This is a genomic window from Acinetobacter sp. GW821-FHT09D10 (assembly GCF_059416285.1).
Genome location: NZ_JBWKOW010000004.1, coordinates 123,626 through 142,167 on the forward strand (window position 1 = coordinate 123,626; position 18,542 = coordinate 142,167).

General features: G+C 39.3%; 17 protein-coding genes. 3 read left to right on the forward strand and 14 right to left on the reverse strand.

Features of this window, described 5'->3' with window-relative positions; genetic code table 11:
• Window positions 1-3: 3 nt before the first annotated feature.
• Entirely contained in the window at window positions 4-1,206 is a 1,203-nt protein-coding gene (locus AC07M3_RS11340) for an MFS transporter (RefSeq protein WP_199989903.1), read from the forward strand.
• A gap of 225 nt (window positions 1,207-1,431) precedes the next feature.
• Window positions 1,432-2,085: a glutathione S-transferase family protein gene (locus tag AC07M3_RS11345; RefSeq protein ID WP_202724260.1), complete on the forward strand. Its 654-nt coding sequence runs from the start codon at window positions 1,432-1,434 to the stop codon at window positions 2,083-2,085.
• Between the two features lie 46 nt (window positions 2,086-2,131).
• On the opposite strand, the gene AC07M3_RS11350 is transcribed toward AC07M3_RS11345, so the two are convergent.
• From AC07M3_RS11350 to AC07M3_RS11385, 8 genes are all read right to left on the reverse strand, one after another.
• Entirely contained in the window at window positions 2,132-3,283 is a 1,152-nt protein-coding gene (locus AC07M3_RS11350) for a sterol desaturase family protein (protein WP_494567323.1), read from the reverse strand.
• A 147-nt stretch (window positions 3,284-3,430) separates the two neighbouring features.
• Window positions 3,431-4,321 (reverse strand): LysR family transcriptional regulator, encoded by an 891-nt coding sequence (locus AC07M3_RS11355; protein WP_494567324.1) that lies wholly within the window; start codon window positions 4,319-4,321, stop codon window positions 3,431-3,433.
• A gap of 90 nt (window positions 4,322-4,411) precedes the next feature.
• Window positions 4,412-5,767, reverse strand: coding sequence for an MFS transporter (locus tag AC07M3_RS11360; RefSeq protein WP_494567325.1), 1,356 nt, complete (start codon window positions 5,765-5,767; stop codon window positions 4,412-4,414).
• Window positions 5,768-5,809: 42 nt separating this feature from the next.
• Window positions 5,810-7,087 carry a salicylate 1-monooxygenase gene (salA, locus tag AC07M3_RS11365; RefSeq protein WP_494567326.1) on the reverse strand — a complete coding sequence of 426 codons (1,278 nt, stop codon included), beginning with the start codon at window positions 7,085-7,087 and terminating at the stop codon, window positions 5,810-5,812.
• A 178-nt stretch (window positions 7,088-7,265) separates the two neighbouring features.
• The gene (locus AC07M3_RS11370) at window positions 7,266-8,639 is read right to left on the reverse strand and encodes a PQQ-dependent sugar dehydrogenase (protein ID WP_494567327.1); all 1,374 of its coding nucleotides are present in this window, start codon (window positions 8,637-8,639) and stop codon (window positions 7,266-7,268) included.
• 87 nt (window positions 8,640-8,726) lie between these two features.
• The gene (locus AC07M3_RS11375) at window positions 8,727-9,122 is read right to left on the reverse strand and encodes a PH domain-containing protein (protein WP_494567328.1); all 396 of its coding nucleotides are present in this window, start codon (window positions 9,120-9,122) and stop codon (window positions 8,727-8,729) included.
• A gap of 70 nt (window positions 9,123-9,192) precedes the next feature.
• Entirely contained in the window at window positions 9,193-11,022 is a 1,830-nt protein-coding gene (locus tag AC07M3_RS11380; RefSeq protein WP_494567421.1) for a DUF1302 domain-containing protein, read from the reverse strand.
• A 102-nt stretch (window positions 11,023-11,124) separates the two neighbouring features.
• Window positions 11,125-11,730, reverse strand: a complete 606-nt coding sequence (locus AC07M3_RS11385) for an RBBP9/YdeN family alpha/beta hydrolase (RefSeq protein WP_494567329.1) — start codon at window positions 11,728-11,730, stop codon at window positions 11,125-11,127.
• 291 nt (window positions 11,731-12,021) lie between these two features.
• Here AC07M3_RS11385 and AC07M3_RS11390 point away from each other — a divergent pair, with 291 nt between their 5' ends.
• On the forward strand, window positions 12,022-13,032 hold the full coding sequence (locus AC07M3_RS11390) for an AraC family transcriptional regulator (RefSeq protein ID WP_494567330.1): 1,011 nt from the start codon (window positions 12,022-12,024) through the stop codon (window positions 13,030-13,032).
• Window positions 13,033-13,124: 92 nt separating this feature from the next.
• Here the strand turns inward: AC07M3_RS11390 and AC07M3_RS11395 are convergent, their stop codons facing one another.
• The 6 genes from AC07M3_RS11395 to AC07M3_RS11420 form a co-directional block, all read right to left on the reverse strand.
• On the reverse strand, window positions 13,125-14,135 hold the full coding sequence (locus AC07M3_RS11395) for a YeiH family protein (RefSeq protein WP_494567331.1): 1,011 nt from the start codon (window positions 14,133-14,135) through the stop codon (window positions 13,125-13,127).
• Window positions 14,128-14,436: a Rieske (2Fe-2S) protein gene (locus AC07M3_RS11400; protein ID WP_494567422.1), complete on the reverse strand. Its 309-nt coding sequence runs from the start codon at window positions 14,434-14,436 to the stop codon at window positions 14,128-14,130. The genes AC07M3_RS11395 and AC07M3_RS11400 overlap by 8 nt, the downstream gene beginning before the upstream one ends.
• A 14-nt stretch (window positions 14,437-14,450) precedes the next feature.
• Window positions 14,451-15,107 carry a DsbA family oxidoreductase gene (locus AC07M3_RS11405; protein ID WP_494567332.1) on the reverse strand — a complete coding sequence of 219 codons (657 nt, stop codon included), beginning with the start codon at window positions 15,105-15,107 and terminating at the stop codon, window positions 14,451-14,453.
• Window positions 15,104-16,453, reverse strand: a complete 1,350-nt coding sequence (locus AC07M3_RS11410) for an MFS transporter (protein ID WP_494567333.1) — start codon at window positions 16,451-16,453, stop codon at window positions 15,104-15,106. Before AC07M3_RS11410 ends, AC07M3_RS11405 begins: the two co-directional genes overlap by 4 nt.
• Window positions 16,454-16,570: 117 nt before the next feature.
• The gene (locus tag AC07M3_RS11415) at window positions 16,571-17,623 is read right to left on the reverse strand and encodes a beta-keto acid cleavage family enzyme (RefSeq protein WP_031983259.1); all 1,053 of its coding nucleotides are present in this window, start codon (window positions 17,621-17,623) and stop codon (window positions 16,571-16,573) included.
• A 60-nt stretch (window positions 17,624-17,683) separates the two neighbouring features.
• Window positions 17,684-18,532: a TauD/TfdA dioxygenase family protein gene (locus AC07M3_RS11420; RefSeq protein ID WP_494567334.1), complete on the reverse strand. Its 849-nt coding sequence runs from the start codon at window positions 18,530-18,532 to the stop codon at window positions 17,684-17,686.
• Window positions 18,533-18,542: the final 10 nt, after the last annotated feature.

Consider the following 18,542-nt stretch of genomic DNA (forward strand, 5'->3'; position numbering starts at 1 on the left):
TATATGAACAATTCAAGTTCGAAACGGTCTAGATGTGTTTTTCGGTTAGATTCAAGAGTTGCGTTGACCTTAAACACGATCACGCTCATGACATTTATGGCCGCGTCCAGCTCCCCGACTCCTCTATATCGCTTGTATCAGCAAGCATGGCAATTTTCGCCTGTTACATTAACCTTAATTTTTGCGACCTACGCGTTTACCTTACTTGCCTCTTTACTCATTATTGGCTCTTTATCTGATTATATTGGACGTCGACCTGTCATTCTTTCGGCAATTTTTCTGCAAATCGTTTCAATGAGCTTTTTCCTTTTTGCCTCAGATGTTTCTATGCTATTTATTGCTCGTGGTCTGCAAGGCATAGCGACTGGACTTGCTGTTTCTGCCATAGGAGCCGCAATTTTAGATTTCAGCAAGCATCAGGGCTCCTTGATTAATAGTATTGCTCCAATGGTCGGCATGGCAGCTGGCATCTTTATTACATGTACTATTTTGCAATTTTCATCACAACCTTTGCAGCTCGTTTTTGAGCTTTTATGTGTTCTCTTTGCATTTCAACTCATGTTAAGTTTTTTTAATCCTGAAACTGCACAAAAAAGATCGGGCGCACTTGCTTCTTTAAAACCCAACATGGCTATTCCTCATCAAGCGAGAAGTGCTTTATTAAGTATTAGCCCTATTAATATTGCACTTTGGATGGTCAGTGGTTTTTTCTTATCACTTATGCCCTCTTTACTCGCAAAGATTTTTCAAACCTCTTCTGCATGGTTAAATGGGATTATGTTTATGGCGCTCGCACTTTCAGGTGCAGCCGGCATATTAACCCTAAGAAAATCTACAAATTTTCGTATTTTGCTCACAGGTACCTTATCCATCATTATTGGAGCTACGATTTTATTTTTAGCGATTAATTTTACAAGTGCAGTTATTCTATTTTTAGGTTCTATTATCACTGGAGTGGGTTTTGGTACCGCTTTTATGGGAGCAATTCGCACAGTCATGCCGCTTGCGTTACCAGAAGAGCGTGCAGGTCTTATGGCCGCATTTTTTGTTGAAAGCTATTTGGCTTTTAGTATTCCGGCAATTCTTGCAGGTTATTTTGTGGGTAAAATTGGACTTATGAACAGTGCTAATATTTATATGAGTTTAATTATTGGTCTTGCTCTGATTGCCCTTGTGATGATTTTTAAAAATATTAAAAGCAAATAATGATTTGTTAAAAAGTCAGCCTCAAATGAAGCTGACTTAAACAATTTAAAACAAATAATACTTAAATAAATAATTTAGCTTCTGATTGCTACATTGATACCTATTGAAATTCGTTAGACTATTTTTAATATCAAGATTCACTCGCAAGATGGGTTTAGATACAAAATAAGTAAAAGGCTCAAAAGTATGTTTGAGTTATCATTATAAAATATAAGGAAATTTATTATGAATAATTTCATTTTGACAACTTTTGATTGGGTTCCGGAATTACCACGAGGTTTTGTAAGAGATATAAGGATAAGATGGGCATTAGAAGAGGCAAAAATGCCCTATAAAATAAATAGCGTATCTTTTTATGAGCGAGGAGCTGATCATTTTGCTCACCAACCTTTTGGGCAAGTTCCTTGGTTAACAGATGGCGATATTTCAATTTTTGAAAGTGGCGCTATCTTATTTTATTTGGGTGAGCGTAGTCGTGTACTTTTACCTACAGATCCGAAACAGCGTAATGAAGTTATAGAATGGTTATTTGCAGCACTTAATTCAGTAGAAATGGCAAGTCTTCCTTGGGCTTTATTAAGATTTTCTAATGCTCAGAGAGATACTCCCGCACACAAACAATTTGATGCCTTTCTTCAGTCTCGCCTTCAACATATGGAGTCATTTCTTGCAGAGCGCGAATGGCTGGCTCAGTCATTTTCTATAGCCGATATTGTTATGGCTGACGTATTACGTTTGGTGAATAAATTTGATGGGTTGACAGAATTTCCCCATTGTCTTGCATATGTTCAGAGAGCGACTATACGTCCTTCTTTTCAAAAAGCGTATGCTGACCAAATGGCTCATTTTGCAGCGGCAGATGCCAAGAAGAATGCTTAAACATGTCATTTAAGCATTCTAGATTTATTAAGCTAAAACTTAAGGTTTACTGATCACGCCAAGGTTTTAAAAACCGCTTTACATACTTTTTAAAAGGCCAAGTAAATTGTTTCACAAAACTATTTGGAATTTTATAGCCAACTGTTCCATATACACTTGCCAAATGTTTAGGCATATAGACAGTTTTAAAAATAACATCATAGAGTGGGATAAAAGCAGCGTAATTTTTATCAATAGCTGGTTTTTCTGAAGAATGATGCCAATGGTGGAATTCTGGTGTTGCAATAATCCAGCGCAAATATGGAAAGCGAAAACGTACATTGGAATGAATAAAAATAGCGTGAAACGAAATAAAAACTAAATAAGCAAAAACAGCTGAAGTATGAAAACCTAATAGGAAAATTGGTAAAGTCGCAATAAAGCGAGTCATCAGTACTTCTATGACATGCAAACGAGAAGATGCTAACCAATCCATATATTCAGTCGAATGATGAATCGCGTGAAAACGCCATAAGAAATTAACTTCATGCATGGCGCGATGCAACCAATACACCGTAAAATCTACCACAATCAGTAGCTCAATAAATTGCAGCCAAATTGGTTGAGCTTGTACATAAGGCACAATTGGGTTATCAGGCAGGTGTGTAATCCAATATTGAATTGGCATAACCGTTAAAAAGCTGAATAGTTGAATCCCAACATGGCTGACCATGAAATATTTCATATCGGTCACCCAGCCAACTCTTAATATTTTTTGTTCAGGATTTTTAGCAAAAAAGCCTTCAAGCGGAATAAAGACTAACGCTAAAATGAATAAGGTCAGTACAAAATAATCGATACCTGCATAAAACGGTACACTTGGTAAAACGGGTGCTTCAATTACGCCGCAACCCAAAACTGCTGCCAGAAGTGAAAAACATAGCCCGTAAAAGCCATATCTGTTTTGACGAACAATCGCGCTAAATGCACCAAAACCAGCACTAATCACAATGCCAGTGATCAGGCCATAATAGAAAAGATTATAGTGCTTTGCGTAAAGAGGACGAAGTTCTGGGGTCGTTAATACACTGGGAAATAAAAAACATAAAGCACCAAATAAACAAAGCAAGCTGAGTGACATTGAAATAAACGCACTGATTTTCCCTAAACCGGCATTAAGTTCTAAATTTTCAAATTTTGCTCTTAATTGATCAGTCATAATTCGTATCAACAGTTCTTATTGTGTATGCCGCGAATGCTATCAAAATTTAATAATAAATTGGAAAGAACTTTAACTTCTCAGATCAAACCCAGTAATCCGAAAATTGAATTTTAAATATAACTTTCAACACACATATTAATGGTTTTATAAAACTTCAAATATTTGACCGACAGATTGAATCAGCCATTTTCTGGCAATAATATCATCACTACGATTAAACCAGTTCAAGCTCACTTTAAAAGAATCCATAGCGAAAGGTAATTCAAACATTTGAACATTACCATGAGCGAGATAATGCCGAGCTGCTCGTGACGGTAATGTCACCAACATATCTGAACTCTGTAAAACGCCTTGTAAAACACTAAAATGAGGAACTTCTAAACGAATACGTCGCTTCAAATCCATTGTTTTTAAATATTGTTCAACTTGGATATGCCCTGTCGATGACTTAATGGCAACATGGTCTTCTTGCAAATATTGCTCTAAAGTCAGTTGCTGTTGTAGCCTCGGATGGTCAGCTCTGGCAATACATACATATCTTTCTTCAAATAGTGTACGTGTTTCTATTTTCGGCATTATTGTCTGCGTACTATTAAAGACAGCCAGATCTAAAAAACCGTCAATGAGCCACTGCTCAACCTTAGCAGACTGAATCTCTTCAATTTCAATTTGAATATGTGGGGCTGCTTTTTGTAAAAAAGCCATAAGGCTAGGCAAAAGACAAATTTCCCCTGCGTCAGACAGTCCAATTCGAAAGGTTTTATTCGAGTTTTCAGGATGAAATTCCTGTGCTTGAGCAATCGCCGATTCAATATTAAAAATCGCTTGATGGAAAATTGGATAGAGTTCATGAGCGACTTTTGTTGGCTCCACCCCTCCTCGACTTCGAGTAAATAACTCATCATTTAACTGACGGCGTAAACGGTTCAAATTATAAGTGACCGAAGGCTGGCTTAAATTTAATTTATCAGCAGCTTTACTAATATGACGAGACTCATAAATACAAACAAAAACTTTAATCAAACCTAAATCCATGGTCTTGATCCTTAAAATACTCTAAACAAAGACTTTAGCTTCTTTATTTAGAGTTTAGTTTGTTTTATCGGAATAAAAAATGCTTAATTCTTATGGAGATATACTTGAATTGAGCAGTACTCGTTTAGTTCTGCTGCAAATACTTATGGCGATAACACTCAATGTGGCAAGTACACACGGAATGGCTAGAGCAATGAAATTATATTCAATTGGTAAATGCAAACTTAAAAGCCAACCACACAAAATCGGCCCTAGAATAGCGCCAATACGTCCCACACCTAAAGCCATACCAATGCCTGTACTTCGAATTGGTGAAGGATAAAACTGCGCCATATAAGCCAGTAATAAAATTTGCCCTCCAATAGAAGCTGCACCTGCAACAGCAATGCAGAGATATAAAATCACCATAGGTAACGCATAACTTAATAAGTAAAGTGAAATTGCACCCGCTAAGAACAGCGAACAAATGACTTTACCTAAATGAAAACGATCAGCAAAGAAACCACCACCAATTGCGCCCAGCATTCCACCTAAATTTAATGCCAGTAAAAATACCAAACTGGTTGAGAGGTCGTAGCCTGCTTCTACCATTAACTTTGGTATCCAATTACCTAGGGCATACACCATAAGTAAAGCCATAAAAACACTGAGCCAAAAAAAGATGGTAACCAGAGCACGATTTTCGGTAAACAAGGCAACCAAAGGACGAGCAGCAACTTGTTGGTTTTCCTGATGTAAAACAATATTGGTCTGGACACTTATATTTTGTTCCGGCGCTAACTGTTGAAGTAAATGTCGTACCTCATCCCATTTCTTCTGGCGAATTAGATAATCAATCGATTCGGGTAAATATTTCCAAATAATTGGTAATAGAACCAACGGAATGCCTGCCAAAATAAACATGATTTGCCAACCAAAATTAGGCACCAACCACATGCCTAAAAGTGCCGAGCCCATACCACCAATGGCATAACCACTAAACATCAGTGAAACTAAGGTAGATCTTAACTTTTTTGGGGCATATTCTGTCATTAGGGCAATGACGTTGGGCATTACACCGCCTAAACCTAAACCCGCAATGAAACGGTAAATTGCAAACGCTTTTGGACTATCGGCAAGACCGCATAACACAGTAAAACCACTGAAAATCATGATGCATAACATAATAAGGCGTTTACGACTAAAGCCATAAGATTCTAATTTGTCCGCTAAACTTCCAAACAGCATTGCACCAAACATCATGCCAAATAGTGCAACACTACCTAAAAGCCCAGCAGTCATACTATCTAACTGCCAGTGCTGCATGAGCTTAGGCAATGCAACACCGTAAATGACCAGATCATATCCATCAAAAATAATAATGAGTGCACTCAGCAAAATCACTCGCCAATGCAATGGCGTTAACTTTGCCTCATCAATAATTTGATTTGCATTTAGTTTTTCCATAATTGCTTTCCTTAGCATATTGTTTATAAAGCATCACATGATTTAAATAGTCGCCATTCCTAGCTGTTTTAATTGTTGCTGTGCCTCTGCAACATCCTGCTCTAAATCGTGTTGCCATAACCAGTCAAAACGATGTTCAAGGTGCTCGCCAATTTCTGAAAAAGTTGGGTACTGAGTTGAATAGCACTCATAAATTTCGCCAGACTCACGAGAGGTTTGTTGAACACGGCAAGCTCGTTTTAAACGCAGCTTTTCATAAATTGAAGACACATCGGTGAGTTGGTCTGCTTGTAAGTTTTTTGCCGCCAGTAAGGCAGCAAGAACTAAAGCATCTTCGAGACCTTGCCCTGCTCCAGCACCTTGATGAGGTAACATGGCATGTGCGGCATCACCCATAAGAATCACGTGACCCGAGGCACTTTGATAAGTCGAAAGCTCCTCAATTTCATGTAAGGCCCAAATGGTGGGTTGCTCAATTAAACCCAGTAACTTTTGACAGCTCTCACTCCAATCAGAAAAGTCCGCAAGCATTTGAGCTTTATCGACAGGGTGTGTCCACGGTGTATCGGCTGGTAATACCGTATCTTCACGATTTGAGCAAAAGGCAACAATATTGATTTGCTCACCCTTACGAATTGGGAACGTCAAAATATGCTTATCTTTACCCAATAACATTTGTGGAATATCAGCTAGGTCTGTATCACCTTGCATTTGCTGCAAAGCTTCTTTAAATGAAGCATGTGAAATAATGCCACGATATGCCCAAGTTCCTGAAAAGCGTGGATGAACAAGTGGTAAATGATGAGTAGCTAAAACATATTGGCGAGCAACAGAGCGAATACCATCAGCCCCAATCAAATAATCGCACTCATGGCGACTGCCATCACTAAAATGCAAAATCACCACATCACCATGTTCTTCAATCGTCTCGAGGCGTTTAGAAAAGTGAACATTTTGCATAGGCATGTGAGGAATAATGGCATCTAGAAAGTCTGCACGATGAACAGAAGACTGCCCTACACCTGCCGCTACCGATGCCGATAGATATTCATCGGTATAACCATTGCGCCATTGAAACCAAACATCTTGAAATGGTGCAGATACCTTATCTGCAATTGCGTGATATTCGTTGGCTAAACCTAACAGTTCAATGGCTTTGACTGCATTTGCTCCAAAAGAAATCCCTGCCCCAATTTCAGAAAACTGAGGTGCAGATTCAAACATTTGGACATCTAAATGAGCATGTTTACTTAAATTACTTGCTAAAGCCAAACCAGCAATACCACCACCAACCACGGCAATTCGAATATGTGTATTCATGTGTTTTATCCTTAAACATCATTGTTGTTTTCACATATTCATTCTTGAGAAGTTGGCTTATAAAGTCCAATTAGTATTTTTTTTATTCAGTTATTTAAAAATTAAATAATAGGCACTTAGGCGAGCCCTTAATAAAGATTAAAGGCTGCCCATGCGAATAAATGATCGTTAATACACTTTATGGTGTGCCTGGTGGGGTTCCAATAGCACGTTTCATTGGAACTTCATAAGTCGTCTCAGCAACTGGTGAAACGCGCCAAATCGTATTGCCTACGTCATCTGCAACTAACACAGCGCCCGAGAAATCAATTGCCACACCTACAGGGCGCCCATAAGCTTTGCCTTTATCACTGAGGAATCCAGTCAAAATATCTTGAGGCGGCCCCGATGGTTGACCACTTCTAAATGGTACAAAAATGACTTTATAACCACTATGAGGTTTACGGTTCCAAGAACCATGCTGACCGATCAATGCCCCTCCTCTAAATTGCGGCATGAGTTCAGCTGCATAGAATGCAAGACCTAAAGAGGCTGTGTGATTACCTAGTGCATAGTCAGGTTTAATTGCACGTGCGACCAGTTCAGGATTTTGTGGTTTTACTCGTACATCTACATGTTGACCATAGTAGCTATAAGGCCAGCCATAAAAAGCACCGTCTTGAACCGACGTCATATAGTCAGGTACTAAATCACTGCCAATTTCATCGCGCTCATTAACAACCGTCCAAAGTTTGCCGCTTTGAGGTTGCCAAGCCATACCATTCGGATTACGTAGTCCCGTTGCAAATGGACGTGACTGACCACTTGCAATATCAAACTCCATAATTTGTGCTCGACCTTTTTCTTTATCCATACCATTTTCAGCAACATTACTGTTAGAACCGACAGTAATGTACAGCTTACTTCCTGCTGGGTTAGCGATCACATTTTTGGTCCAGTGGTGATTTAAAGGACCACCCGGTAAGTCCAATACTTTGGTTCCACTTGCTGTAATTTGAGTTTCGCCCTCTTGATAAGGAAAACGCACAAGTGCATCCGTATTGGCGATATATAAATTATTACCTACTAGTGCCATACCAAATGGTGAGTTCAAATCTTTGAGAAATATCGTTTTCTGATCGGCAATCCCGTCTCCATTGGTGTCTCGAAGCAAACTAATACGATTGGCACTCGGATGAGATGATCCTGCACGCTTCATCACAAAAGTCATAATTTTACCCTTAATCCCTTTACCGTCTTCTGGTTTAGGTGGGGCATCTGTTTCAGCAACCAATACATCACCATTGGGTAACACATAAAGCCAACGCGGGTGTTCAAGCCCTTTTGCAAATGCTTTTACCTTCAAACCTTCTGCTGGTGTTGGCATAACACCACTCGGCCAACCTTCTGCTGGTGCTATATTCACGGTTGGAAATAAACTTGATTTAGGCTCAGGCAATTTTGGTTCAGGCCCATAACTTTCTGCAATAGAATATTGAGCAGATGAGGTGCATCCCGTTAATGCCACTAAAACCGTAGTGCCGAAAATTGGCAGTAAAAAACGTGTAAGCATGGTTTATCTCCATTTATTTTTTGTCGTCATGGAAATAGCGTAATTTATGTTTGCAATTAAACAAGCAACTTTAATGGAGTCTTTTGTTTATGGCTTGAAAAAAAAACGTTCTTTATCTTTTGGTGAAATCATCACTGATGCGACTTCTCCATTTTTCATATAATAAATTTTGAGTCGATCTAATGAGAGTGCTGGAGATGAAAGTGGATTATGAGTAGGTTGTATTTGAGTAATATCATTAATATTAATTTTCCATCGGAATACCAAGCTCTTAATAAGTAATGTGTCGTTTTCTACTACGTAATAAGTGTTAAAAATTGGAAGCCAAATGACAAAAATAATTAAACTATAAATAATGAGATGCGGAAAATTTGAAGCTAAAGAATAATGATGATTTGCTTCATAAATTTTCATAATGATATTGGCCGTGATAACAATAAATATTAATAAAAGCCACCAATCAATTTTTGATCTAAATTTCAAAAGTTATCCTCCATTCTAAAATTTCATTTATAACGGGTCTTTCTATAATTTTTTTAAGAAAATAATTGAACTAAAAATTAGCTTTAAATGTTAAAGATATAAAATCTCGATCATCTATAGTACTAAATTCATTGGAACCAAAAAAGTTATTATAGGCAATCTCTGTTGTATATTTTTGCTGATAAGTTAGAGATAATGCTGCACTTACACTCATTTGCCCTTCTTGAAAGTTTTGACTAAAACCATAAACGTCATGTCGGAAACTAAGATTTGGAGTAATAACTGTAGAAGGTAAAATATCTTGATAGCTTAATGCGCCACGTAAACGATATCCAAATGACCATTCATTAAAAAAACCATTTTTATTACAAAAACGTTCATTTAAGTTGTCAATTTCTGCATTTGTAAGATGAGCTGTACCATACGGCGTACATTTAAATGCTCCTGTTTCTGGATTATAAGCACCTGTTGAAAGCTCACTACGACCAAATGCTCCTGTCCGACCAATCCGATGATTACCAATATCTGCGATATGATTTAAGGCAAACTCTGTAGACCATGTCATCGAATTTGCGCCCAAAATATTAAATATGCTGTCAGTTGCTCCGATTGAAAATTGTGTGACAGGTAAGCGCACATAACCTTGGATATATTGACCTAATTGAACAGTTTCCCCTTGCGGTGCAAATGGTGTGCCTTCCGATAACACTTGAGCATAGACAATGTCAGTACCGTTTAATTGCAAAGGTTGATTAGGTTTGTGGGTTAATTCACTGAAAACTGTTGTTGTGCCAATTTTACCAGTCAGACTTAATCCAAACATTTTGATATTTTCAGGATAAATAGAAAAATAACTTGCGGTATTAAAGTGCTCTGGCCCCTGCGCTGTTACAGCCGTCCCATCAAAGTTTGCATTTCGGCTATGATAGTTAGCATAGTAAATACCAAGTTCGGCATTATTGAGGTTTGATAAAGTCTGTTTTAAAGCAATACCATATTGACCATTGTCTTTTGCTTTTCTACTTTCTGCACGTGGAATATAACTACCTAAACGCACTGCCGTATCAGATAACTTATCTCCGCCCCCTGCAATCAGAACTGGTCCCGCGTTTTCGGGAACAAAGTCTGAAATCTCAAAGAAAGTCCCGTTGCCATCAACAACTGAAGGCCTAAATTTAAATTGATAGAATCCTTCTATTTTCAAATTTTTATTAATGCTTGTATCAAATGAGAACATTTCAGTTGGAATCATTCTTTCTTTTGCATCACCAGCTGGTCGGTTGATTGCAGCAAAATCAAATGCACTCACCGAATTTAAACCGTTTTGGAAAAACTGAGATTTCCCCCAATTTAAAGTCTGTTTGCCTAATTTTAAATTTATGGTTCGTCCATCGTTAAGTTCAAAATCTTTCCATATATAGGCATTCCATAAATCGATGCCTTTGAACTTTGCGAGCCTTGGCCACGCTGAATCATTAAAGGGTTTAAAGTCTCCTTTTCCTGTCTCATAGGCATGGTCATACCAGTATTTAGTACTGATGACCGCACCCTGCTGTTTTCCATTTAGCTTAACTTCTGTTATGCCTCTAATGATCTGTGAAATGGCATCATATTTACTAAAGTTCATGCGTCCATCATCACCATTCACATCAATGCTTGAGCCTTGTTTACCTATTTTGTTTGCATCAGGCCGATAAAGTAATGAAATGGATGGATCTTGTGTACTCCAACTAGCACCTAAGCTTAATGTCGTTTTTGTATCGAACTTCCAGTCTTTATCAACATCAAAACTAGCTGCATTCGCTTTAGACATGAATAAAATCAGACTTAATAAAACACCTATTTTTTGAATATATAAAATATGTTGGTTTGTTTGATTTAAATATACATAATGACTCATCATATTATCTCCCTATAAATATGATTTTTCTTATTTATTGCTTATTACTCAAAGCCATCCATTGGCTTTTAAATGGTTTATATAAGCAGGTGTTTTTTCGTACTAGGCTGGTTGTTCCACTTGATCTAACTGTTGAATGAATTGTTCAGCCAAGGGCCAATAGCCAAAGCCCGATGCAGGGTTTAAATGCCCCACCTCACCTAAATTTACGAGTTGGCTACCCCATTTTGCTGCCATTTCACTTACAGCTTCATAGCGAGCTAAATGGTCATTGGTGCTTGCAGCCAAAATGCTAGGGAAAGGTAACTTTTGATAGGGTAAAGGGCTCCATCCTTCTTGATGAAGTACCGCTGGGCTCGGATAATTTTCAGGCCAACTTTCATTTAAATCAGGTGGAGCAACAAGTAGAGCACCTTGAATTGGTCTTTGATGTTTAGCAGCCCAGTGTAGAGTCGTCAGCACACCCGCGCTGTGGGCAACTAAAATGACAGGCCCGTTTATTTTTTCGAGTTGTGCTTGTATGGCAGCAACTCTATTTTCGCAATTGAGTTTATTGGTTTGTACAGGTGGTACAGAGCGAACCTTCGCTAGCCTTGTCTCTAAAATCGTTTGCCAATGCTCGGGAACGTGGTCGCGTAATCCCGGAATAATTAAAATTGTTGCGTTGGTTTGTATTTTTTCCATTTCGACGCCTGTGAACTTTGCCATCTAGGATGCATAAGAATTTTTATAAAACTCCATTCACAATAAAGGCTCATTTCAGTTAATGGTGTACATAAGACGTCACGGACTTTTCATTTGACGACACATCTGTTTAAAATTTCTTAAATTCATTAAAATATTTTTTGTAATTACAATTAAGTTAAAACAAGAAATTTTACTTTAAACGTACTTAACAATTAAGCTCTTAAATAAAAGCTTTTGTAATGTGTATATTTTAGTTATAACTAGATATGAGCTGTAAGGAATATGGCTGATTAAGAACAAGGAGATAATAAAATGGTACCTCTTGCGCATACGGCCTCTTTAAAAAATTATTTGGCAGTTGCTCAACAATTAGATCTAAACCCCTACCATTTATTATCACGTGTTGGGCTTAGCCAAACTCAATTGAATGATCTTAAACAACGCATTCCTGTAGATAAAGCCATTACCTTACTTGAAGACTCAGCCCAAATGAGTGACTGTGATGTTTTCGGTTTACACATGGCAGAGCAACGCGAAATCGCAGATTTTGGTGAAATTAGCCTTTTGTTAAATTATCAGCACACTTTACGAGATGCCTTACAAACGATTGTTCGTTATAGAAACCTACTCAATAACTCACTTGAAATATATATTGAGGAAATTGATGATACGGTGGTTATTCGAGAAGAAGTTGTGACCACAACTTGCGGATATAGTCGCCAAGCCACTGAACTTGCTTTAGGAATTACCCATCGTTTTTGTGCAGCGTTACTGATGCAAAAATGGCGACCATTAAGTGTTCACTTCACCCATAATCCACCCAATGATCTAAGCATACACCGAAGGATTTTTGGCTGTGCCTTAGAATTTGGCAGTGACTTTAATGGCATTGTTTGTACGGCGGCCGAACTTAATACAACAAATCCTCAAGCAAATCTGGCTATGGCCAACCATGCACAGCGTTATTTAGATATTTTACAGAATAGTAATGAGTCGACCATGATTTTTGATATTCGTAAAAGTATTTATCTTCTTTTACCAATGGGCCGCGCTACGATTGATCAAGTGGCCCAAACCCATGGTATTCATGTCCGGACCTTACAGCGTCGATTAGAAGAAGCTCAGACGAGTTTTAGTGATTTAATCAATGAAGTACGTAAAGACCTCGTATTTCGCTATTTAAAAAATCTAAATTATTCACTCGCTCAAGTGTCTGATATTTTAGGTTACTCAATGCCGAGTTCTTTTACTCGTTGGTTCATTAGTCAATTTGGGATGTCACCAAACATGTGGCGTAGTCACAATAAAGCCCTGCTCAATTAATTTCTCTTTATTTGAAGCTAATTGAACTCATTTAAAATGTAAGGAAGCTGGAGAACTATTCCATAACTTCCTTAAAAATTTAATTTTTAAAATTAAAACCACAAGCGCATAAGCCCAAGAACCAATACCACCAAAAAGATGCTTTCGCCGATCATTAAAAGAATCGGTTTAATCCCAACAGAAGCTAATTCTTTCAACTGAGTTTTCATACCCAAAGCACTAATTGCGATGACTAAAAACCAGCGTGATAAATCGTTTATTCCATTTTGAATCATTACTGGCACCCATCCTGTACTGTTAATACAAGCGAGTATTAAAAAGCCAACGGCAAACCATGGCAATAATGGTGGTCGTTCTCCCGTTGAATCTGCACCTTGCATGCGGGTAATCATTGCCGCACAAACAATCACTGGAAGTAACATTGCTACACGCATCAGTTTAACTACAGTCGCAGTATCACCTGTTTCGGTAGACATGCTATAACCTGCTCCCACCACTTGCGCTACATCATGAATGGTAGCTCCGAGAAAGACACCAGCAGCTTGTGGCGATAACTCTAACCACTTCGCAATCATTGGATAGACAATCATTGCTAATGTTGAAAGTGCAGACACCCCAATGACAGTAAACAAGGTCGCTTTTTCTTTTTGGGGATGATTAGGAAAGGCAGCTGACAATGCTAGCGCAGCTGAAGCACCACAAATTGCGGTTGATCCACCGGTCAACATACCAAATAGTCTTTGGAAACCTAAAATTTTAGCTGCAATCACAGAGACGGCGATTGTTACAACAACCAGAGTTATGACTAAGGCTACAGGCTGCCACCCTAGCGCAGTGATTTGTCCTAAAGTTATACGCATGCCTAGTAAGGCAATACCCATTCGAAGCACAGTACGTGCGGTGAATTCAATACCTGCCTTACATTTACTTTCAGCTGCTAAAAAATTTAGACTCATACCTAGCAGTAAGGCAAATAACATGACTGGGGCACCATAGTGCTCTGATAAAAAACAGGCAGCCGCAGCAACGACCGAACTGACCACAAAACCCGGTGCTAATTCTCGTGTGCGCTGGGTAAAATTTTTCAAAACTAAACTAGCCATGATTTTCCCCAGAACCCATCACAATAAATACTTTTTCCTCGATCACTTCTACCGGATAGGTTGCAACTTTGAGCTGAGAAGAATTAACTAAACAGCCATTTGTTAAATCAAAGCGTAGACCATGGGCACAGCACTGAATTACTCGTCCTTCTAAACGTCCACTAAATAGCGATGCTCCCTGATGAGGACAGCTGTCATCGATTGCATAAAATTGAGTCGCAACGTTAAATAGTGCGAGAGTTTTATCTCCAATTTTTAAAAAAGCCCGCTCACCTGAATTCGGTATTTTCTCAAAAGGCACTTCAAATCGGTTGGTCATATCAACTCTCCCTGAACAACAAGTGCCTCATGCATCGCTTGATAAAGTGCATCTGCTGATTGCGCACCCACTAAGGCTGAAGCCTGATCAAAAATAAAGTAAGGCACACCATTACCTCCTGTATTTGCAGAGATAAAATCTTGATGATCTTGAATAAGTAATTTTTTGATTAGCTCAGGTGGGAAGCCACAACGTTTTGCAATTTTGTATAAAGTGGTGGTATTTCCGATGTCTAAGCCATCATAAAAATATGCGGCAAAGAGTTGTTCTAACAGCATATTGCACTGCTCAGAAGTGCCTATCTTTAAAGCTTTATCAAATAAGCGATGAGCCTTAGCCGTGTTTGGCATCCGTTTAATTTGTTCAAAATCGATTTTGAGGCCAACCTTATTTGCGGCTTTATTGACCTGTTCTTGTCTCATGCGAACTGCTGTCAAGCTACCTAATCTTTTCAAATAAAACGTTTGAAAAGGTACACCTTCAGCTGCCAAGTCCGGTATGAGCTGAACACCTCGCCAATGCACGACAACTTTGACGCTAGGGTGAAGCTGATAAAATCTATTTATAGCGATCAGTAACTGACGTTTTCCGATCAAACACCAAGGACAAATAAAGTCAAAAAATACATCAATGTGTAATTGCCGAATCATCATTTGTTATTCATCCCGCATTTTTGTATTTGGTTACTTGAGTGATTTTTAAACTCAGTCATTCCTTGCTGCTCAAAGCGTGCAATATCTTTGTGGTAATGGCGTTTGGCATAAAAAAATACGGCTGCGGCTGCAATACTGACTAATGGCATCAGTTGAAATGCACTATGTAATCCAATCACATCAGATATTCTGCCGACCACCAAAGGACCAAGAGCTAAGCCAAGAAAATTGTTAGCCAAGGTGAGCGTTGCAAACGCAGAGCCATGAACTGAGTTATGTGTGAGATTGGCCACCATGGCACTGGATGGACCATTGGTTCCTAAGGCAATAAACATTCCAAGGCAAATTAGAAGTAACTGGCTGCGTCCCGCAGGCACAGCAAAAGCAATTAATAAAAGCACACAACTAACCAAGCAGTATGTAATGGCTAAACTGACCTTACGATCAGGACAATTACGGCCCAAATAATCACATAACATGCCGCATAGAATTGTGCCTACAGCGCTACACAGCACAATGACCGCTGCCATTACACCAGCCGTGTCGGTACTCATGCCGTAATAGCGATTGAGATAACTCGGCATCCAGACAATCACTGTGCCGCCAACAAATAATTGCAATCCACTACCAATGTAAGTAGCAATGACTGAACGACTTGAATATAAAGTTTTTAAAGGACTTTGAATGTGCTTGGTTTTGCTACGATTTTTATTTTGATGTGAAGAAGCTATTCTTTTTTCTTTGACTAAAACCGGATATAGAAAAGCTAAAATGAGGCCAAATAAAGCAATGGCTCCAAAAGCCCAACGCCAGCCAAAGTGCTGTGCCAGAACACCACCTAGAGCCATACCCAAAAATGAACCGAATACACCGCCAGCCATAAAAGCACTTGCGAGTGTTGCACGCATTTCCCTCGGAAAAACAGCCACAACCACTGCGATACCAACACTGCCATAAGCGGCTTCACCTACACCAACCATAAAACGAGCAATAAACATTTGCTCATAATTTTCAGCCAGTGCACATCCTAAAGTCGCTAAACTCCATAAGGCTGCCATAATGGCCAAGCTTTTAACTCGTCCAAAACGGTCTGCTAATAAAGATAATGGCAGAGTCAATAAACCTACCATTAAGGCTACAATGCCACTGAGCAAACCTAGTTGACTATCACTCAGTAACCATTCAGTTTTAAGCAATGGAAAGACAGCGTTTAATACTTGCCGTGACATATAATCGGAAATGAGCAAACCAAATGTCAAAGCAAAAACAAGCCATGCATAACGACGAGGTATACTGATTGACGTATCAACATCGCTCATCTGATCTGAATACTGATGTGCATTCATACGACCTCCTTGTATTTTTTATAATTTCTATTTAGCTAGTGCAGCAGCGCACTTTTAAAATCAAAGCGAATAAGCTGCACTACAATTGAGGTCTAAACTCCGTTAGACCTTGTCACATTAGTTACGCTGAGGAACGCCTTTTTGCCCTGTTTTACGGTTGGGTGCCATACCATTTGCGATTAGGGTTTCTTCGATACTGTTGTATTGCACCCCAATACGATAAATTTCACGGGCTTCTTTTCCTGAGGCAATTTCACGGCCTAATTCATGGGCAATCCGAACGGTTTGCTTAATTTGCTCTACAGAGGAAAAACGGCGTCCGTGATGATCAATAATCGTATCTTCGTTACCCACACGAGCATGTAACCCCATTGCCATCGACATGGTGTTAAAAGGCAATACATTTTTGAGCAGAGATTCGGATGTCAAAGTACATCCATCAGGTACACGATGAATAAAATTAAAGAAATTAAATGGGTTTGGACCATCAAAACCACCGCCGATTCCAATCCAGGTTAAATTTAACGGCCCCATGTACAAGCCTTTACGCACCATACGTTCTAGCGTCTCAAGCCCATGCATACCCGTTAATTGAAAGTGCGGTTGAATATTGTTTTTGCATAAGCGCTTAATGTGTTCGGTTACCCATGCAGGCCCTGCTGGCACGGTCATCTCTGCATATGCGGCCTGAGTCGCTGGATGTGCCAATGATGTCCCTTCCAAATATTCAGGATAGAGCAACTCCATAATATTCATTTGTGTGGTGTTAATTGCCACCGTGACCTGATCAGGCTTGGGTGTGAGTTCAGCCAACATATGTCGGGTGTCGTCACTTAGCCATAATGCCGCCTCACCCTCACTCTCTGGTGCAAATGAAATCGAACCGCCTACCTGAATAATCATGTCAGGCACAGCTTCACGAACACCTGCGATGAGTTCATTAAACTTTGACAAGCGTTTAGAGCCTTTACCATCAAGCTCACGGACATGTAAATGCAGCACAGTCGCGCCCGCTTCATAGCACTCAACCGCTTTTTGTATTTGCTCATCCATGGTCACAGGAATATCTTCGGGAAAATCTTCAGGCATCCATTCCGGTCCATACGGCGCAACGGTAATGACTACTTTTTCCATATTTTCTGGGTGCAATGAGTCGTCAAAGAATTGCATGTGCATCTCCTTATATATTTTATGAATTTTCAATCAGATATAGTTTTTTAATCTGTCGATTTAATAGGTTGCGTCACCAATAATGCCGGCCCGTTCCATTTTTCGATGACATGGCGGATAGTCCATCACGGCATAGTGTTGTGTACTGCGGTTATCCCAGATTGCAATACTGTTAGGCTTCCAACGCCAGCGCACTTGAAACTCTGGAATATAGGCTTGAGAGATTAAATAACGTAAAAGTTCAGCTGCGCCCGGATTGGCATCTTGTCCAAATCTGACTCGCTCTTTGGTGTGATAGTTACTGAAGTGGGTCGTGAACGCGTTGACGTATAAAATTTTCTCGCCCGTTTCAGGATGAGTACGTACTACTGGGTGCTCAGCATCGGGAAACTTTGCTTTTAAGTCCAAGCGTTTTTCAAGTGGCATCGCAGCGCCAAAACTCGCTTCTATGCTGTGGTAAGCACGTAAGTCTGCAATCTTATCCTTAATATCTTCAGGTAAAGATTCATAGGCCATGACCATATTGGTCCACATCGTATCACCACCCACAGGTGGGCATTCAACACAATGCAGAACACATCCCATGGGTGGAACTTTGCGCCAGCTTGCATCGCTATGCCAAGCATTTTCATAACGATCGATTGGACTTTCTGGATGTTTATAAATCTGTACTAAACCCGGATGGTCAGGATGACTACCTACAGTGGGATGGTCTTCTAACTGTCCAAATTTTTCTGCAAATGCGACATGATCCTGACTGGTTAAATGCTGATCTCGCAAAAACAAAACTCGATGTTTAAGCAGTTGAGTGCGAATTTCAGAAAATAAACCATCGTCGTAAATCGCATCAGCAAGTTTTACCCCATTTAACTCTGCACCTATATTGCAAGTTAGCTGTTCAATTTGCATAAGAAATCCC

Excerpts from the sequence above, each read along its gene's own strand:
- AC07M3_RS11360 (WP_494567325.1), bottom strand. The coding sequence starts at position 5,767 with ATGGAAAAACTAAATGCAAATCAAATTATTGATGAGGCAAAGTTAACG.
- AC07M3_RS11390 (WP_494567330.1), top strand. The coding sequence starts at position 12,022 with ATGGTACCTCTTGCGCATACGGCCTCTTTAAAAAATTATTTGGCAGTT.
- AC07M3_RS11395 (WP_494567331.1), bottom strand. The coding sequence starts at position 14,135 with ATGGCTAGTTTAGTTTTGAAAAATTTTACCCAGCGCACACGAGAATTA.
- AC07M3_RS11370 (WP_494567327.1), bottom strand. The coding sequence starts at position 8,639 with ATGCTTACACGTTTTTTACTGCCAATTTTCGGCACTACGGTTTTAGTG.
- AC07M3_RS11405 (WP_494567332.1), bottom strand. The coding sequence starts at position 15,107 with ATGATGATTCGGCAATTACACATTGATGTATTTTTTGACTTTATTTGT.
- AC07M3_RS11415 (WP_031983259.1), bottom strand. The coding sequence starts at position 17,623 with ATGCAATTCTTTGACGACTCATTGCACCCAGAAAATATGGAAAAAGTA.
- salA (WP_494567326.1), bottom strand. The coding sequence starts at position 7,087 with ATGAATACACATATTCGAATTGCCGTGGTTGGTGGTGGTATTGCTGGT.
- AC07M3_RS11355 (WP_494567324.1), bottom strand. The coding sequence starts at position 4,321 with ATGGATTTAGGTTTGATTAAAGTTTTTGTTTGTATTTATGAGTCTCGT.
- AC07M3_RS11345 (WP_202724260.1), top strand. The coding sequence starts at position 1,432 with ATGAATAATTTCATTTTGACAACTTTTGATTGGGTTCCGGAATTACCA.
- AC07M3_RS11420 (WP_494567334.1), bottom strand. The coding sequence starts at position 18,532 with ATGCAAATTGAACAGCTAACTTGCAATATAGGTGCAGAGTTAAATGGG.
- AC07M3_RS11350 (WP_494567323.1), bottom strand. The coding sequence starts at position 3,283 with ATGACTGATCAATTAAGAGCAAAATTTGAAAATTTAGAACTTAATGCC.
- AC07M3_RS11385 (WP_494567329.1), bottom strand. The coding sequence starts at position 11,730 with ATGGCAAAGTTCACAGGCGTCGAAATGGAAAAAATACAAACCAACGCA.
- AC07M3_RS11410 (WP_494567333.1), bottom strand. The coding sequence starts at position 16,453 with ATGAATGCACATCAGTATTCAGATCAGATGAGCGATGTTGATACGTCA.
- AC07M3_RS11380 (WP_494567421.1), bottom strand. The coding sequence starts at position 11,022 with ATGAGTCATTATGTATATTTAAATCAAACAAACCAACATATTTTATAT.
- AC07M3_RS11340 (WP_199989903.1), top strand. The coding sequence starts at position 4 with ATGAACAATTCAAGTTCGAAACGGTCTAGATGTGTTTTTCGGTTAGAT.